Below are 15,376 nucleotides of genomic sequence, written 5' to 3' on the forward strand. Positions count from 1 at the left end.
TAGAGCATACCAAGGCGCTTGAGAGAACTATGCTGAAGGAACTCGGCAAAATGCTCCCGTAAGTTCGCGAGAAGGGAGACCTCAGTTCGGGCAACCGGATTGGGGTGGCACAGACCAGGGGGTGGCGACTGTTTATCAAAAACACAGGGCTCTGCGAAGTCGCAAGACGACGTATAGGGTCTGACGCCTGCCCGGTGCTGGAAGGTTAAGAGGAGGTGTGCAAGCACCGAATTGAAGCCCCAGTAAACGGCGGCCGTAACTATAACGGTCCTAAGGTAGCGAAATTCCTTGTCGGGTAAGTTCCGACCTGCACGAATGGCGTAACGACTTCCCCGCTGTCTCCAGCATAGACTCAGTGAAATTGAATTCCCCGTGAAGATGCGGGGTTCCTGCGGTCAGACGGAAAGACCCCGTGCACCTTTACTACAGCTTCACACTGGTATTCGTCACGACATGTGTAGGATAGGTGGTAGACGTCGAAGCAAGGGCGCCAGCTCTTGTGGAGTCACCCTTGAAATACCACCCTTGTCGTCATGGATATCTAACCGCGGTACAACAATATCCGGGACCGTGTGTGGCGGGTAGTTTGACTGGGGCGGTCGCCTCCCAAATGGTAACGGAGGCGCGCGAAGGTGGGCTCAGAGCGGTCGGAAATCGCTCGTTGAGTGCAATGGCATAAGCCTGCCTGACTGCGAGACTGACAAGTCGAGCAGAGTCGAAAGACGGCCATAGTGATCCGGTGGTCCCTCGTGGAAGGGCCATCGCTCAACGGATAAAAGGTACGCCGGGGATAACAGGCTGATGATGCCCAAGAGTCCATATCGACGGCATTGTTTGGCACCTCGATGTCGACTCATCACATCCTGGGGCTGGAGCAGGTCCCAAGGGTTTGGCTGTTCGCCAATTAAAGTGGTACGTGAGTTGGGTTCAGAACGTCGCGAGACAGTTCGGTCCCTATCTGCCGTGGGTGTAGGAGAATTGAGAGGATCTGTCCCTAGTACGAGAGGACCGGGATGGACGTACCTCTGGTGGACCTGTTGTGGCGCCAGCCGCATTGCAGGGTAGCTATGTACGGAAGGGATAACCGCTGAAAGCATCTAAGCGGGAAACCCACCTCAAAACCAGTTCTCCCTGAAGAGCCGTGGAAGACCACCACGTCGATAGGAAGCGTGTGGAAGTGTGGCAACACATGAAGCTTAGCTTTACTAATAGCTCGTTCGGCTTGATCGCTCTCATTAATCAATGTTCATCTGAAATCGTCCGGCATATCCGCCAAACCTTCGGTTTGGCCCTGCCGTACAATCCCAGATCATTTTAAGTGCGCTATCGTCCTTTGGACTACTTGAGCGCGTTTAAGATAATCAAAACCAAACAAGACCAGTTCACGAAAACAAACTGCGCTTCGCCGGCCTGGTGGCCACTGCGGGGAGCCCCCACCCGATCCCATCCCGAACTCGGCCGTGAAACTCCCCAGCGCCAATGGTACTGCATCTTAAGGTGTGGGAGAGTAGGTCGCCGCCAGGCCTGCAAATCGCAGTTTGTTGCTCAACGATGAAACCTCTTGCCGGTCAATCCGGATCCCAGCACCTCATAGCTCAACGCACCAGGGTGCCGGCACCATGGAGCAGCCCCGTTTGCCAGAAGGCGAAAGCCGAGGACAAACAAAGCAAAAATGTCCGGGCAAAAAAAAGCCCACCGAGGATACTTCGGTAACCCGGAACCAAAAAATAACGCGGGATGGAGCAGCCCGGTAGCTCGTCAGGCTCATAACCTGAAGGTCGCAGGTTCAAATCCTGCTCCCGCAACCAAATTCGATAACAGCCTCATCCCGTCAGGGGTGGGGCTGTTGTCGTATTCGGTCAGTGGAGACAGGAGGCGGACCTTGCAAAACGGGCCGAATAGGCCCGTTTTGCGGTTCACGACAAGGGCGAAGCCCGAAGGCGCAATGGAGCAACGCGAACATAAAATCCTGCTCCCGCAACCAACAAATAACCCGGCCACAAGCCGGGTTTTTTGTTGGAAGGGGTCGTCGATTTGCACCTGACGGGGGCCCCGCAAGGAGGACGCAAGTCCGACGCAACGGGGCAGAAAACTCCTCAAATCCTGCTCCCCCAACCAAATTCGATAACAGCCTCATCCCGTAAGGGGTGGGGCTGTTGTCGTATTCGCTCAGCGAAAAACACGAAGCGGACCTGGCAAAACGCGCCAAAAAGGCCTGATTGCCGGTTCACCACAAGCGACAAGCCCAAAGGCCCAATCAAGCAAAGCAAACAGAAAAGACTGCTCACAAAACCAACAAATAACCCGGCCAAGTGCCGGGTTTTTTGTTGCAAGGGGGCGGCGATTGGTACCTGACAGACCCTCGCAAGCAGCACAAAACCCGACGCAGAAGGCGAAAAAAGCCTGCTCGGTTCAGCACAGCCGACTTCTAGGCGTTAAACGGGAAAATCCCTGAAAACACGCCAGCTAATCTTTGCGCGGACCAAAAGTCATCAGGCTCCGTGCACCTGGTGGTTCACGCCAATGATAAATCTCAAAGCGTGCCTCACAGCTTCTGTCCTATCGTGATTGAAACGGTTTAAGAGCTTGTCCAGGAACCGCTTCATGCATGAAATGTCATTATGCGAAAACATCCTTGAAATCATAAACGCCCAGGCGGATCAGCAGGCCTTTTCCAAAGTGGATCTGGTGCGTCTTGAAGTCGGCCCCCTGTCCGGCGTTGAGGTTGAAGCGCTTCGTTTCGGGTTTGACGTTGTCATGCGCGGCAGTGTTGCGGAAAAGGCCAGGCTTGACATCATCTGCCCGGAAGTCGCCGCCTGGTGCGCGTCTTGCAACAAAACGGTTTCCATCGTCGAACGATACGATCCCTGCCCCGCTTGCGGGGCGGTCAACCTGCAGATCACCAGCGGCGGTGAATTGCGGATCAAGGAAATGGAGGTGTCCTGATGTGTACTGTCTGCGGATGCGGCGCCGGCGAAGCCAGGCTGGAAGGGTCCGAGAAGCCGGTGTCGGCGCATGAAGCCGGTCATCATCACCATGCGCCTGTGCATGGCGGCGCCCACCATCATCATTACGGAACCGGCGACGCCGGCGCCTCTGTTCCTGGCATGAGCCAAACCCGGATGATCCAGCTGGAACAGGACATATTGTCCAAGAATAATTCCTATGCCGATGCCAACCGCCGTTTTTTTGCCGAGCGGTCGATCTTCGCGCTCAATCTTGTGTCCAGTCCGGGCTCCGGCAAGACAGCCTTGCTGGTGGAAACGCTGAAGAGATTGAAAAAGGGCAGTGATTGCTATGTCATTGAGGGCGACCAGCAGACCAGCAATGACGCCGACCGGATCCGCGAGACGGGTGTCAGTGCAATCCAGATCAACACCGGCAAGGGTTGTCATCTCGATGGCCACATGATCGGACACGCGGTAGACGATCTGGCGCCGCGGGACGGAAGTCTGATCTTCATTGAAAACGTCGGCAATCTCGTGTGCCCGGCGGCATTCGATCTGGGCGAAGCCCACAAGGTCGCGATCCTTTCGGTCACGGAAGGAGAGGACAAGCCACTCAAATACCCGGACATGTTCGCTGCGGCCGATCTCATGTTGTTGAACAAGTCCGACCTTCTGCCGCATCTCGATTTCGACGTGGAAGCGGCCAGGGAAAATGCTCTCAGGATCAATCCGGACATCACCATCCTGACGGTCTCGGCCAAAACAGGCGAAGGCCTCGATCAGTGGCTTGGCTGGATCGAGGCGGCCCGCGCCATGCGACTGGCCGGGCATCCGGTCCTCGGCGCAGCGGAATAGGAGCGGTCCATGTGTCTGGCTATCCCGGCGAAAGTCACCGAGCTTCTTGACGACTCCATGGCCGTGGTTGCCCTGGAAGGGATCAAGAAGAAGATCTCGACCGCCCTGGTGGAGGACCTCTCGGTCGGCGACTATGTGCTCGTTCACGTGGGCTACGCGCTCCACAAGGTCAGTCCGGAAGAGGCAAGCCGGACCCTGTCGCTCATGGCCGAGGCCGGCGTGTTGCAGGAAGAGCTTCAGGAAATCGCGGAGACGTCCCAATGAAATATGTCGACGAGTTTCGCGACCGGGACCTTGCGAAAACGATTGCAGAGGCGATCCGGCAGGAGGCCGATCCCACTCGCAGCTACAACCTGATGGAATTTTGCGGCGGGCATACGCACGCCATTTTCCGCTATGGCGTCAAGGACTTGATGCCGGAAAACGTGCATTTCGTTCATGGGCCAGGGTGTCCCGTCTGCGTGTTGCCTGTCAGGCGCCTGGATGACGCTGTGGAGATTGCCGAACGCCACGATGTGATCCTGTGCACCTATGGGGACATGATGCGGGTGCCGGGCACCAGGCAGCGCAGCCTGATCAGGGCCAAGGCGGATGGCGCGGATATCCGCATGGTCTATTCGACCCTGGATGCACTCAACATTGCGCGGTCCAATCCCGATCGTCAGGTAGTGTTCTTTGCCATCGGTTTTGAAACGACGACACCGCCGACGGCGGTTGCCATCCGGCAGGCCTGGAAGGAAGGCCTCCGGAATTTCTCCGTCTTCTGCAACCACGTTCTGACGCCGTCCGCCATTGGCCATATTCTGGAATCGCCGGAAGTGCGGGACCTCGGCACAGTGCGGATCGACGGATTTCTGGGTCCCTCACATGTCAGTTCAGTCATCGGATCCGAGCCCTACGCGTTCTTTGCCGAAGAATTCGGCAAGCCGGTTGTCATTGCCGGGTTTGAACCCCTGGATGTGATGCAGTCTACCCTGATGCTGATCCGGCAGATCAACGAGGGCCGGCATGAGGTGGAAAATGAATACACCCGCGTGGTCACCCGCGACGGCAACCTGAAAGCCCAGGCGCTTGTCTCGAAGATTTTTGAACTGCGCAAGAGTTTCGAGTGGCGCGGGCTTGGAACGGTTCCTTATAGCGCCCTGAAGATCCGGGAGCGCTTTGAAGCTTTTGATGCCGAAAAACGCTTTGCCGTGACCGAAAAGCAGTCACGGGAAGTCAAGTCCTGCGAGTGCCCGGCCATCCTGCGCGGCGTCAAGAAACCGACAGATTGCAAGCTCTTTGGCACCGTCTGCACGCCGGACACGCCGATGGGATCCTGCATGGTGTCCTCAGAAGGGGCCTGCGCCGCTTACTGGACCTATGGCCGCCACCGGCAGGCAGCCAGCACGCGCCGGAAGGAGGCGGCTGCATGAATGCGGTGACACCGGAAATCGGCAAGCGCAAAGGCGCCGTCGATATGGCCCATGGTGGCGGCGGCCGTGCCATGGCGGATCTGATCCAGGACCTGTTTCAGCGGCATCTGGGCAATCCGATCCTGGATCAGGGCAATGATGCCGCCCTGCTGGCCGCGCCGACGGGCCGGCTTGTCATGTCAACCGATGGTCATGTCATCTCGCCGCTGTTCTTCCCGGGCGGCGACATCGGTTCCCTGTCGGTTCACGGCACCTTGAATGATGTGGCGATGGCCGGCGCAAGGCCGCTCTATCTGACGGCAGGCTTCATCCTGGAAGAAGGATATCCGCTGGCCGATCTGGAGCGCATCGTCGTTTCCATGGCACTTGCAGCCCGGGAAGCGGGTGTTCCCGTCGTCACCGGAGACACCAAGGTGGTCGAAAAGGGAAAGGGAGACGGGGTCTTCATCACGACGACCGGTCTTGGTGTCGTGCCTGACGGGGTTCATGTGTCTGCAGGAAATGCCCGTCCGGGCCAGGCCATCCTTCTCTCCGGTTCGATCGGCGACCATGGCGTCGCCATCCTTTCCAGGCGGGAAAACCTTGAATTCGAGACGGAACTTCTCTCCGACAGCGCCGCGCTGCACACGCTCGTGGCCGACATGATCGCCGAAGTGCCCGGGATCGCCGTCCTTCGCGACCCGACGCGCGGCGGCCTGGCAGCAACGCTGAACGAGATCACCCGCACCGCAGGTGTCGGCATGCATCTTCGCGAGCGCGCCATTCCCGTGAAGCGGGATGTCGCTGCGGCGTGTGAATTGCTTGGGCTTGATCCGCTCTATGTCGCCAATGAAGGCAAGCTGATCTGCCTGTGCGATCAGGGTGACGCGGAACGTCTGCTTGCCGTCATGAAGGCGCACCCGCTCGGCAAGGAGGCCGCAATTATCGGTGAGGTGACGGAAGACGCCGCCGGCCTTGTCGAGATGGAAACGGACATTGGCGGTCTGCGTGTCGTCGACTGGCTGTCCGGAGAACAGTTGCCGAGGATCTGCTGAGCGTGAGGATCCTGCTTCTCTGCCACGCGTTCAACGCACTGACGCAGCGATTGCATTGCGAGCTCCGTTCAAAGGGGCACGAGGTGTCGGTGGAATTCGACATCAACGATGCGGTGACAGAGGAAGCGGTCGATCTTTTCCAGCCTGACCTCCTGATTGCGCCCTTTCTGAAGCGTGCCATTCCGGCATCCGTGTTTGAGGCGCTTCCCTGCCTTGTCGTTCATCCGGGGCCTCTCGGAGACCGCGGGCCGGCAGCGCTCGATTGGGCCATACTCGAAGGTAAAAAGACATGGGGTGTCACCGTTCTGCAGGCGGTTGCCGAGCTGGACGCCGGACCGGTCTGGGCGAGCCGGTCTTTTGCACTCCGTCAGGCAAGCAAGTCCAGCCTGTACCGGCATGAAGTGACCGAGGCGGCGGTCTCTGCGGTGTTCGAGGCGCTGGATAAATATGTCGCGGGAGAAAGCCCGAGGCCGGTCGAAAGGGAAGCGTCCCTTTGGCGTTCTGCGCCGCAGCAGGCAGACCGGTCCCTCGACTGGGCCCGGGACCGTAGTGAGACCATCCTGCAAAAGATCCGCTCCGCAGACGGCATGCCGGGGCTCTTGAGCGAGCTTTTCGGAACAGAAACCTACCTCTTTGACGCCCGCCCCTGCAAAACCTCGTTCAGACCGGAGGCAGAACCGGGCACCGTCATTGGCCGGTCTGGCCCGGCGCTGGCGGTCAGGACCGTTGATGGCGTGGTCTGGATCGGTCACGTCAGGCGGAAATCCGCCAAGGCGATCAAGCTGCCGGCGACTGCGGTTTTCGCGGCAGAAGCTGACGAGCTTCAGGACGTTCCCGGTGCCTATCGGGAGATTGCCTTTGAAGAGATTGCAGGGGTCGGATACCTGCATTTCGATTTCTATAACGGCGCCATGGGCACGGACGCCTGCCGCCGGATGCTTGCCGCGTTTGAGGCGGCCACGCAAAGTTCCGTGCAGGTCCTTGTGCTTACCGGTGGGGGTGACCACTGGTCGAACGGCCTCAATCTCAACCTGATCGAGGCGGCGGACAGTCCGGCGGAAGAAAGCTGGAACAACATCCTGGCGATCGACGACCTTGCCGAGACGATCATCCGGACCACCGGCAAATGGGTCATTTCCGCCATGGGCGGCAACGCCGGTGCAGGCGGGGTCTTTCTCGCCAGAGCCGCGGATGAGGTCTGGATCCGGTCCGCGACCGTGCTCAACCCGCATTACAAGGACATGGGCAATCTCTATGGCTCAGAATACTGGACCTATCTTCTGCCGAAACATGCCGGCCCGGAAAATGCAGACCGGATTGCCAGGGCCCGCTGGCCGATGGGAGCGGCAGAAGCACTCGAACTTGGGCTCGCTAACCGGGTCTTTGAGGCCGACCAGGCGTCATTTGCCGATAAGGTCCGGGAGGCGGCCTCCGGACTGGCAGACCAGGACCTGACCGCACGACTGACCGCAAAGGCGGTGCAGCGTGAGCGGGACGAGCGTGCAAAACCGCTTGCAGATTACCGCGAGGCCGAACTTGCCCGCATGCGCCGGAATTTCTTCGGCTTTGATCCGAGCTATCATGTTGCCCGGTACAATTTTGTCCGCAAGGTTGCGAAATCGCGCACGCCGCTGACGCTTGCAACTCACCGTTCCGGCCGTAATGCTGTTCGGCAACGGACGGGTACTGTCTCATGACCGCGCCAATGCCGTCAGAGCAAGGCGCATTGCAGGTTCGGGTCAAGGGACAGGTCCAGGGGGTCGGGTTCCGGCCCTTTGTCTGGCGCCTGGCGCAGGAGGAACGGCTTGACGGTCATGTTCTGAACGACGCGGAAGGCGTGCTGATCGAGGTCCGGGGGACTGCCACAGCGATTGACCGGTTTTTGGACCGCCTGCGCGGTGAACAGCCACCACTGGCCCGCATCGATACAATCGCGAAGCGGATGATTGCCCAGCCTTCAGAGGCGCTGCCTGCGGGGTTTCACATCATTGCCAGTGCACCAGGCGAGATTACAACCGGCATCGTACCGGATGCGGCGACCTGCCCGGACTGCCTGCGGGAGATCCTTGACCCGTCCGACCGGCGCTTTGGCTACGCATTCACCAACTGTACCCATTGCGGGCCGAGGCTCTCGATTGTCACAGCCATTCCCTATGATCGCGCCACAACGTCGATGGCCGCCTTTGCCATGTGCGAGGCCTGTCAGGCCGAATACGACAATCCCGCCGATCGCAGGTTCCATGCCCAGCCCAATGCCTGTCCTGAGTGTGGCCCGACGGTCTGGGCCGAGCAGCAGGGCAGGCGTTTCGAAACCACCGATCCGATCGAGTGGGCCGCGCAGCAACTGACGGACGGCGTCATTCTGGCAATCAAGGGCATTGGCGGCTTTCATCTGGCCGTTGACGCGGGCGATGCGGCGGCTGTCGAAACGCTGCGCGCACGCAAGGCCAGGCCGTCCAAACCGCTTGCCCTGATGGCGCGGGACATCGCTCAGATCCGGGAGTTCTGCCGTGTCAGCGATGAGGAAGCGGTCCTTCTGGCAGATCGCGCGGCCCCCATTGTGCTTCTGGAGAAGATTTCGGCGACCGGCCTGCCGGAGCTCTTGGCACCCGGCATGGACCGACTGGGCGTGATGCTGCCCTATTCACCTCTGCATCATCTCCTGATGGCCAGGCTGGACGGACCGGTCGTGCTGACGTCCGGCAATCTTTCCGAAGAGCCGCAGGTGATCGACAACGAAGAGGCGCGACGGAAACTCAAGCCCATAGCCGACGGCTTTCTGATGCATGACCGGGCTATTGTGAACCGGCTCGACGACAGTGTTGTGCGGTTGTCTCGTGCGGGTCCGGTGGTCCTTCGCCGGGCCAGGGGATATGCGCCGACGCCGCTGCGCTTTCCGGCCTCCTTTGAGACGGCCCCACGTGTCCTGGCGATGGGTGGCGCGTTGAAATCGACCTTCTGTCTGCTGCGTTCAGGAGAGGCCGTTGTCTCACAGCACTTGGGCGACCTTGAAAACAGGCTGGCCCTGGAAGACCTGAAGAAAAACCTGGACCTTTACCGGCAGAGCCATGGTTTTGAACCCGAAGTGATCGCTGTCGATAGCCATCCGGACTACCTGTCGACACAGCTGGGGCGGCAATTGGCCAGCGCGTTGGACGCGGATCTCGTCGAGGTGCAGCATCACCACGCCCATCTGGCCGCATGCCTCGCAGAACACGGCGTTGAACGGGACGAGGAAGACTGCCTTGCAATCCTGCTCGACGGATCGGGCCTTGGAAGCGATGGCACGATCTGGGGCGGTGAACTGCTTGTCGGCGGTTACCGTGAATTCGAACGGGTTGGCCATTTCCTTCCGGTAGCCCTGCCGGGGGGAACCGCGGCGGTCCGCGAACCCTGGCGCAACCTGTTTGCGCATTTGCATGCTGCCTTTGGCCCTGAAAAGGCTAAGCGGCTTGCAAGGTCGATCCCGGGCTTTGAAGACAAAAACCTTGGCGTGATGGACCAGATGATCCGCAAGGGCTTGAATGCGCCTTTGTCTTCATCTGCAGGCCGGCTGTTTGACGCGGTTGCAGCTGCGCTTGGTATCTGCGCAGGAAAACAGAGCTATGAGGGGGAAACCGGTGCAAGGCTCGAGGCGTTTGCCCGGCCCTGTCTCAAATCCGAAAGCGGTTATCCGGTTCATGTCCTTGAGGAGGACGCCCTTGTCTTCTCCTGGGCCCCGCTCTGGAGCGCCCTGATTGCCGATTTGAGCCGGGGTGTCGAGCCGGAACGGATCGCCGCGCGGTTTCATCTGGCTCTCATCGAAACACTGACCCAAACAAGCCTGGATATTGCCAGACGCAGAGGTCTGAACCGGATCATCCTGTCCGGCGGTGTCATGCAGAACGCGATCCTGGCTGACGGGCTGGCCATGCAGCTAGGGGCGGCAGGGATGAAAGTCCTGCAGCCGCGGCAACTGCCTGTCAATGACGGCGGCCTTTGCCTCGGACAGGCAGCCATCGCCGCCGCATCCATGATGCTCTAGAGCCAGGACCGGGCGTCAGGCCGGTGGCGCGCCAACGGCGTCCGGATGAGCGTCCCTGAAGGCTTCGAGCGCCTGACAGGCCTCGGCCACGCGGCGGGTTTTCGTGAAATCTGAAAGGTCCACACCCCAGCGCTCGGCATTGTAGAGCTGCGGGATCAGGCAGCAGTCGGCCATGGTCGGGCTGTTGCCATGGCAGAAGGGACCGTTTTCATCCAGAAGATCTTCAAAGGCAGCGAGCCCTTTGCCGATGAAATGCCGCATCCAGGCCACCTTGGTCTCGTCACCGCCGCCTGTCAGGTCGCTGACATGCTTGACCACACTGAGATTGCAGACCGGGTGGATTTCCATGGCGATGGCGTAGGAGAGCTGTCGGACCCGGTACTGGCCGTCAATGTCATCCGGCAGCAGATCTGAATCCGGGACGATGGCGTCCAGATATTCGATGATGGCCAGCGACTGGGTCAGTGTCTTGCCGTCGATGATCACGGCCGGCAGCAGCCCTTGCGGATTGAGCTTCAGATAGTCGTCTTCCAGATGCGCGCGTGTCAGCAGGTTGACCGGGCGGTAATCGGCTTCAAGGCCAAGCAGGTTGAGCGCGATACGCACCCGGTAGCTCGCGGAAGACCGCCAGTAATCATAAAAAACAATGTCTTTTGCCATCAAACCCTCCCGGACACGCAATGCGCATAGATACACCTATTCGGCCCTGAATTGGCAAGGGGAGTATGTGCGATGCGAAGGAATGTTGAGGCATTAGCCTACGGCCGCGGAGAAAGGAGAGCGCTCAAACCCTTCCGTGTCACCCCGGACAAGCAGCGCGCAGATCCGGGGCCTACTCGCGGTTCAGCTGGCTGAAGCGGGGAGGAATTTGCCGAAACGCAGCTGTGCCGAATGGAGGCTCTGCAAACGAGTGGGTCCCGGGTCTCGCGTTGCTCGCCCGGGATGACACCAGTGGGTGGAGGGAGCATTGGTGTTCGCAAACAGCGCCTTTTTCCCCAGTCACCCCTCTTTTGTCATCCCGGTTTGGCGCGTAGCGGCAAGACCGGGACCCAGTAGGCCGCAGCGCTTTGTCTTTATCGCAGACGGCGGTGGTTACTGGATCCCGGGTCTGCGCTGCGCGTCGCCCGGGGTGACAACCGAGAGGTTGAATCTTCTCAGCTCAGAACCAGTTCTTTTTCCCGACTTGCACGCGACCGGGAAGAGGGTCTTTGTCCGGCCATCACAGGTGCCTTGCCTTTTTGCGCCTTGCCGGCCACGTAGACCTCGTCAATCGAGCGGTCGTCGCCAAGCATCTGCAGGACGAAGAGTTCTTCCGCCAGCGTCTCGGCCCGCTCCATGCGCAAGGCCATGGCCTCGGTGGCGCGCGCGTTCAGCACCACGATATCGGCTTCCGTGCCTTCGTCGAGCGTGCCGATCCTGTCTTCCAGGCCGAGCGCCACAGCGTTGCCGCGGGTGATCCAGTGGAAGGCGCGAAACGGGTGCAGCTTCTGGTCCTGCAGCTGCAGGATCTTGTAGCCCTCGTTCAGGGTCTGCAGCATGGAGTAGCTGGTGCCCGCACCGATATCGGTGGCAATCGCGTTGACGATGCCCCTGGATTTCAGGCCTGCATCATCGAACAGGCCGCTGCCAAGAAAGAGATTGGACGTCGGGCAGAAGACCGGCCGGGCGCCAGTCTCGGCGAGGGCATCGATCTCGCGCTGTTCCAGATGGATCGAGTGGCCGAGCAGCATCTTGTCCGACAAAAGGCCGTAGCTCTGGTAGACATCGAGATAGTCGCGAGCCTCCGGATAGAGTTCCAGCGTGTAGGCGATTTCGTTCCTGTTTTCAGACAGATGGGTCTGGACGAAACAATCGGGATGCTCAGTGACCAGCGCGCCGGCCATCTCCATCTGAGCCGGCGTCGAAGTGATCGCGAAACGCGGTGTGATCGCATAGTGCGCACGGCCGCGGCCATGCCATTTTTCAATCAGGGCCTTGGTGTCGTCATAACCGGATAACGGCGTGTCGCGCAGACCATCCGGTGCGTTGCGGTCCATCAGCACCTTGCCGCCGATCATGCGCATGTTGCGCTGTTCGGCTTCCTCGAAATAGGCTTCGGCCGAACCCTTGTGAACCGAGCAATAGGCGACAGCTGTCGTCGTGCCGTGATTTGTCAGGAGATCGAAGAAGCGACAGGCCATCGCGGCGGCGTGGTCTTCCTCGGCGAACCGGGTTTCTTCGGGAAACGTGTAGGTGTTGAGCCAGTCGAGCAGCTGCGCGCCCCAGGAGGCCACGATCTGCACTTGCGGGAAATGGATATGGGTGTCGATGAAACCGGCTGTCAGCAGATGCGGCCGATGGTCGATGATGTCCGCAGATCCGGCATCAGTCACCACGTCGGTGTAAGTGCCATGGCGCAGGATCAATCCGTTCTCGATCAGAAGCGCGCCGTCTTCGATATAGTCGAAGGCGGCCGTATCATCCGGCGTTTGCGGCTCGGCCTTGAAGGTCAACAGGCGTCCGCGCAGGAGCAGGCGGTCGGATTGCATCGGAAAAACTCCAGTTGGTCAGAGTTTCGGGGCGGAAGGTCCGCCCCGAAGGTGTTTCAAGTGTCTGTTATTCGCCCGGTGTCGGGTGTGCGTTTTCAACGTGTTCGGCTTCCGGAACGATTGCTTCCTCCCGGTGGAACACCGGATAGATGAAAAGGAACGCGGCCGCGATCAGGTAGCCGAGGCTGACGGTGGAGAAGTCCGGCCAGTGCAGCGTTGCCGAATGGATGATGCCGACGGAGGCCATCAGGAAGGCGGCGGCTGCAAACCCGCCTGCGATCCGGAACTTGCCGTCGATGACGCTGGCCACGATCGCCCCCCAGATCAGACCGGTCAGGATGGCGCCCTGGCTGAGCGCAAGGTGGCCCTCATAATGCGCGCCCTGCTGCAGCATGGCTGCGGTCAGCTTCGGGTCGCCGAGGGCCAGCATGCCGGCGGCCCCGGTTGCCCCGAGCGCACCGATCAGCGAGCCCCACTTGATGATCAGGAAGCTGGAGACATGCGGCATCATGGCGATGGTGACAGCTGCCATGTGATCGGTCTTGACCGCATGCGCCGTGTTGGTGATCAGGCTGAGCGCCACGAAGACCAGCACCGGCGCGGCCGCCGCCACGGGGATCAGGTTGTTGAGGAAGGCCAGAAGCCCCAGGAACGCGGCCAGCGGAATGACCAGACCGACGCCGATCACATATCCGGAATGGGCGCCCATGCGCTTGTAGGCCGGATGACCGATATAGGCGGTGGTCGGGAAAGGCGAGCCGAACAGCGCACCGATCATGGTGCCGGCACCGTCCGTGATCTGGCAGGTCGCGACCGGATAATGGTCGCCGGCGGCTTCCGCGCTCTCCACGTTGTTCATCGTTTCGATGAAGTTGTAGATCTGTACCGGCACCAGAACCAAGAACAGTTCCGGATTGGCGAAAAGGTGCTGGATGCCCGCGATCAGGTCGCCGAAATAGGGCACCGGCGGATAGAAACCGACCCCGTCGAAGCTGATCTTGGACTGGCCGATGGCGAGCGCCACCACGGTGCCGACGGCAAGCGCCAGAAGACCGGCCGGGATATTGAACGGCAGCCGGAACCGGCCGACCAAACCCCACAGGATGATGATCATCGAGGCAAAGCCGATGAACGGGTTTTCAAAGACAGTGGCCAGAGGCACGGTGCCGATGAAAACCAGGGCGATGCCGCAAAGCGTGCCGAGCATGCCGGCGCGCGGGGTCACCTTCTTCAGCCAGGGGCCGACAATGGCGCCAAGCCCGGCAACGATGCCGCCCATGAAACCGGCGCCGATGCCGACCTGCCAGGCGAGCACCGGATCGTTGGTTGCCCAGTAGATCGGACCGATCACGCCGAAGAGATAGACGAACATCACCGGCGTGGATATGCCGTAGGGCAGTGCGGTGACGTCCCGGCCGTGTTGCGCGGCAGCCCGCTTTGCCAGGAGAACATAGATCGCGACACCGGCCAGGATGGCAATGGCGGCGCCTGGAACGATCCGGCCATAGACGATCTCCGCCGGCATCTGGAACACGAATTGACAGATGCCCGAGAGCACCATGAGATTCACGAGATTGTCGGTGAACAGAGCCCAGAAAGCGCTGAAATCCCCTCTCGAGAACAGTTTGTAGTCGTACCTCCCAACCCGCATGTCGGGTCTCCTTTCAGGTAAAAAGGCCAGGTCGCACCCTCTCCCGCAGGCGGGACCGGCCGGTGTTTACTGCGCGGCTTGAAGCGGCGCAGTCTCCTCCCTGCCGCCGACCGCCCGGACCCCCGCCGTCAGGGCGGTGAGCACTTCGGACGCCACAAAGGCGGCAATGATTTCGGGGCGTTTATCGGGGCTGCCTGTTGCGCCGATCGGACAGGTGAGCTGGTCGATCGACAGGCCATTGCAATGGCTGTCGCACCAGGAGCGCAGCTTGGCGCGTTTGGTGGCAGAACCGATCATGCCGACATAGGCCGCATGACCGAGCTCGAGGGCCGCTGAGGTCAGCAGGAAATCGAGACCGTGATCATGGGTCAGCACCACGAAGGCGCTGCCTTCGGGGGCATTGTAGATTTCGACTTCGGGAATGGCGCGCAGGCGCATGTCGACTTCTGCCGAGCACTGGGCCAGTTCTTCCTTGCGCATGTCGACCAGAATGCAATTGACCGGGGCGTGCTGAAGCACATTGGCAATAGCCCGGCCGACATGGCCTGCCCCAAGTACATAGACATGCGGCAGGGTCTTTTCCTCGCGCCGGAGGCGGTAAAGCGCATCCTGCCGATCGGCACGGCGCATCCGCGTCAGCTGCAGTTCCACGCGCCCACCGCAGCATTGTCCGATTTCCGGTCCTAGCGGCAGATCGAGCTGGCCGGCGAGCGTGCCTTCCACCAGCATGGTGCGCGCCTGGGTAATGGCGATATGCTCCAGCTGACCGCCGCCAATCGTTCCGAAAAGCGTCTCAAGACCGACAAACATCTCGGTGCCGGCTTCCCGGGGAGACGACCCCCAAACGCGGGTCAGCTCGATCCGGATCAGCGGCTTTGAAGCGCTGAAGAAGGTTTCGGCCTGGCGGACGCTAAAGGACAT

The 15,376-nt window shown here is 60.3% G+C and carries 11 protein-coding genes, 1 tRNA gene and 2 rRNA genes (1 of these 14 cut by a window edge); 10 read left to right on the forward strand and 4 right to left on the reverse strand.

Annotation, left to right across the window (positions count from 1 at the left end):
- From ACO6TG_RS15735 to hypF, 10 genes are all read left to right on the forward strand, one after another.
- Nucleotides 1-1,230 (forward strand): 23S ribosomal RNA (locus ACO6TG_RS15735); it begins 1,491 nt to the left of the window's first position.
- 179 nt (nt 1,231-1,409) lie between these two features.
- Nucleotides 1,410-1,524, forward strand: a 5S ribosomal RNA gene (gene rrf / locus ACO6TG_RS15740).
- Between the two features lie 207 nt (nt 1,525-1,731).
- Nucleotides 1,732-1,808: transfer RNA gene (locus ACO6TG_RS15745), tRNA-Met, on the forward strand.
- 796 nt (nt 1,809-2,604) lie between these two features.
- On the forward strand, nt 2,605-2,946 hold the full coding sequence (hypA, locus tag ACO6TG_RS15750) for a hydrogenase maturation nickel metallochaperone HypA (protein WP_422374062.1): 342 nt from the start codon (nt 2,605-2,607) through the stop codon (nt 2,944-2,946).
- Entirely contained in the window at nt 2,946-3,803 is an 858-nt protein-coding gene (hypB, locus tag ACO6TG_RS15755; RefSeq protein ID WP_422374063.1) for a hydrogenase nickel incorporation protein HypB, read from the forward strand. Before hypA ends, hypB begins: the two co-directional genes overlap by 1 nt.
- A gap of 9 nt (nt 3,804-3,812) precedes the next feature.
- Nucleotides 3,813-4,067 (forward strand): HypC/HybG/HupF family hydrogenase formation chaperone, encoded by a 255-nt coding sequence (locus ACO6TG_RS15760; protein WP_422374064.1) that lies wholly within the window; start codon nt 3,813-3,815, stop codon nt 4,065-4,067.
- On the forward strand, nt 4,064-5,218 hold the full coding sequence (hypD, locus tag ACO6TG_RS15765) for a hydrogenase formation protein HypD (protein ID WP_422374065.1): 1,155 nt from the start codon (nt 4,064-4,066) through the stop codon (nt 5,216-5,218). Before ACO6TG_RS15760 ends, hypD begins: the two co-directional genes overlap by 4 nt.
- A complete protein-coding gene (hypE, locus tag ACO6TG_RS15770; protein WP_422374066.1) occupies nt 5,215-6,252 on the forward strand; it encodes a hydrogenase expression/formation protein HypE in 1,038 nt (345 codons plus the stop codon). The genes hypD and hypE overlap by 4 nt, the downstream gene beginning before the upstream one ends.
- 2 nt (nt 6,253-6,254) lie before the next feature.
- Nucleotides 6,255-7,949 (forward strand): hydrogenase maturation protein, encoded by a 1,695-nt coding sequence (locus ACO6TG_RS15775; RefSeq protein ID WP_422374067.1) that lies wholly within the window; start codon nt 6,255-6,257, stop codon nt 7,947-7,949.
- Entirely contained in the window at nt 7,946-10,276 is a 2,331-nt protein-coding gene (gene hypF / locus ACO6TG_RS15780; RefSeq protein WP_422374068.1) for a carbamoyltransferase HypF, read from the forward strand. Before ACO6TG_RS15775 ends, hypF begins: the two co-directional genes overlap by 4 nt.
- 15 nt (nt 10,277-10,291) lie before the next feature.
- On the opposite strand, the gene maiA is transcribed toward hypF, so the two are convergent.
- The 4 genes from maiA to xdhC form a co-directional block, all read right to left on the reverse strand.
- On the reverse strand, nt 10,292-10,936 hold the full coding sequence (maiA, locus tag ACO6TG_RS15785) for a maleylacetoacetate isomerase (protein ID WP_422374069.1): 645 nt from the start codon (nt 10,934-10,936) through the stop codon (nt 10,292-10,294).
- Nucleotides 10,937-11,430: 494 nt separating this feature from the next.
- A complete protein-coding gene (gene guaD, locus ACO6TG_RS15790) occupies nt 11,431-12,804 on the reverse strand; it encodes a guanine deaminase (protein WP_422374070.1) in 1,374 nt (457 codons plus the stop codon).
- A 67-nt stretch (nt 12,805-12,871) separates the two neighbouring features.
- Nucleotides 12,872-14,455, reverse strand: coding sequence for a xanthine/uracil/vitamin C permease (locus ACO6TG_RS15795; protein ID WP_422374071.1), 1,584 nt, complete (start codon nt 14,453-14,455; stop codon nt 12,872-12,874).
- Between the two features lie 66 nt (nt 14,456-14,521).
- Nucleotides 14,522-15,376, reverse strand: a complete 855-nt coding sequence (gene xdhC / locus ACO6TG_RS15800) for a xanthine dehydrogenase accessory protein XdhC (RefSeq protein ID WP_422374072.1) — start codon at nt 15,374-15,376, stop codon at nt 14,522-14,524.

Source organism: Roseibium sp. (genome assembly GCF_965233565.1).
GTDB lineage: Bacteria > Pseudomonadota > Alphaproteobacteria > Rhizobiales > Stappiaceae > Roseibium.

Bases quoted from the DNA above. Each gene is read 5' to 3' on its own strand.
- hypA (WP_422374062.1), top strand. From the start codon at position 2,605: ATGCATGAAATGTCATTATGCGAAAACATCCTTGAAATCATAAACGCC.
- hypB (WP_422374063.1), top strand. From the start codon at position 2,946: ATGTGTACTGTCTGCGGATGCGGCGCCGGCGAAGCCAGGCTGGAAGGG.
- ACO6TG_RS15760 (WP_422374064.1), top strand. From the start codon at position 3,813: ATGTGTCTGGCTATCCCGGCGAAAGTCACCGAGCTTCTTGACGACTCC.
- hypD (WP_422374065.1), top strand. From the start codon at position 4,064: ATGAAATATGTCGACGAGTTTCGCGACCGGGACCTTGCGAAAACGATT.
- hypE (WP_422374066.1), top strand. From the start codon at position 5,215: ATGAATGCGGTGACACCGGAAATCGGCAAGCGCAAAGGCGCCGTCGAT.
- hypF (WP_422374068.1), top strand. From the start codon at position 7,946: ATGACCGCGCCAATGCCGTCAGAGCAAGGCGCATTGCAGGTTCGGGTC.
- maiA (WP_422374069.1), bottom strand. From the start codon at position 10,936: ATGGCAAAAGACATTGTTTTTTATGATTACTGGCGGTCTTCCGCGAGC.
- guaD (WP_422374070.1), bottom strand. From the start codon at position 12,804: ATGCAATCCGACCGCCTGCTCCTGCGCGGACGCCTGTTGACCTTCAAG.
- ACO6TG_RS15795 (WP_422374071.1), bottom strand. From the start codon at position 14,455: ATGCGGGTTGGGAGGTACGACTACAAACTGTTCTCGAGAGGGGATTTC.
- xdhC (WP_422374072.1), bottom strand. From the start codon at position 15,376: ATGTCCTTTAGCGTCCGCCAGGCCGAAACCTTCTTCAGCGCTTCAAAG.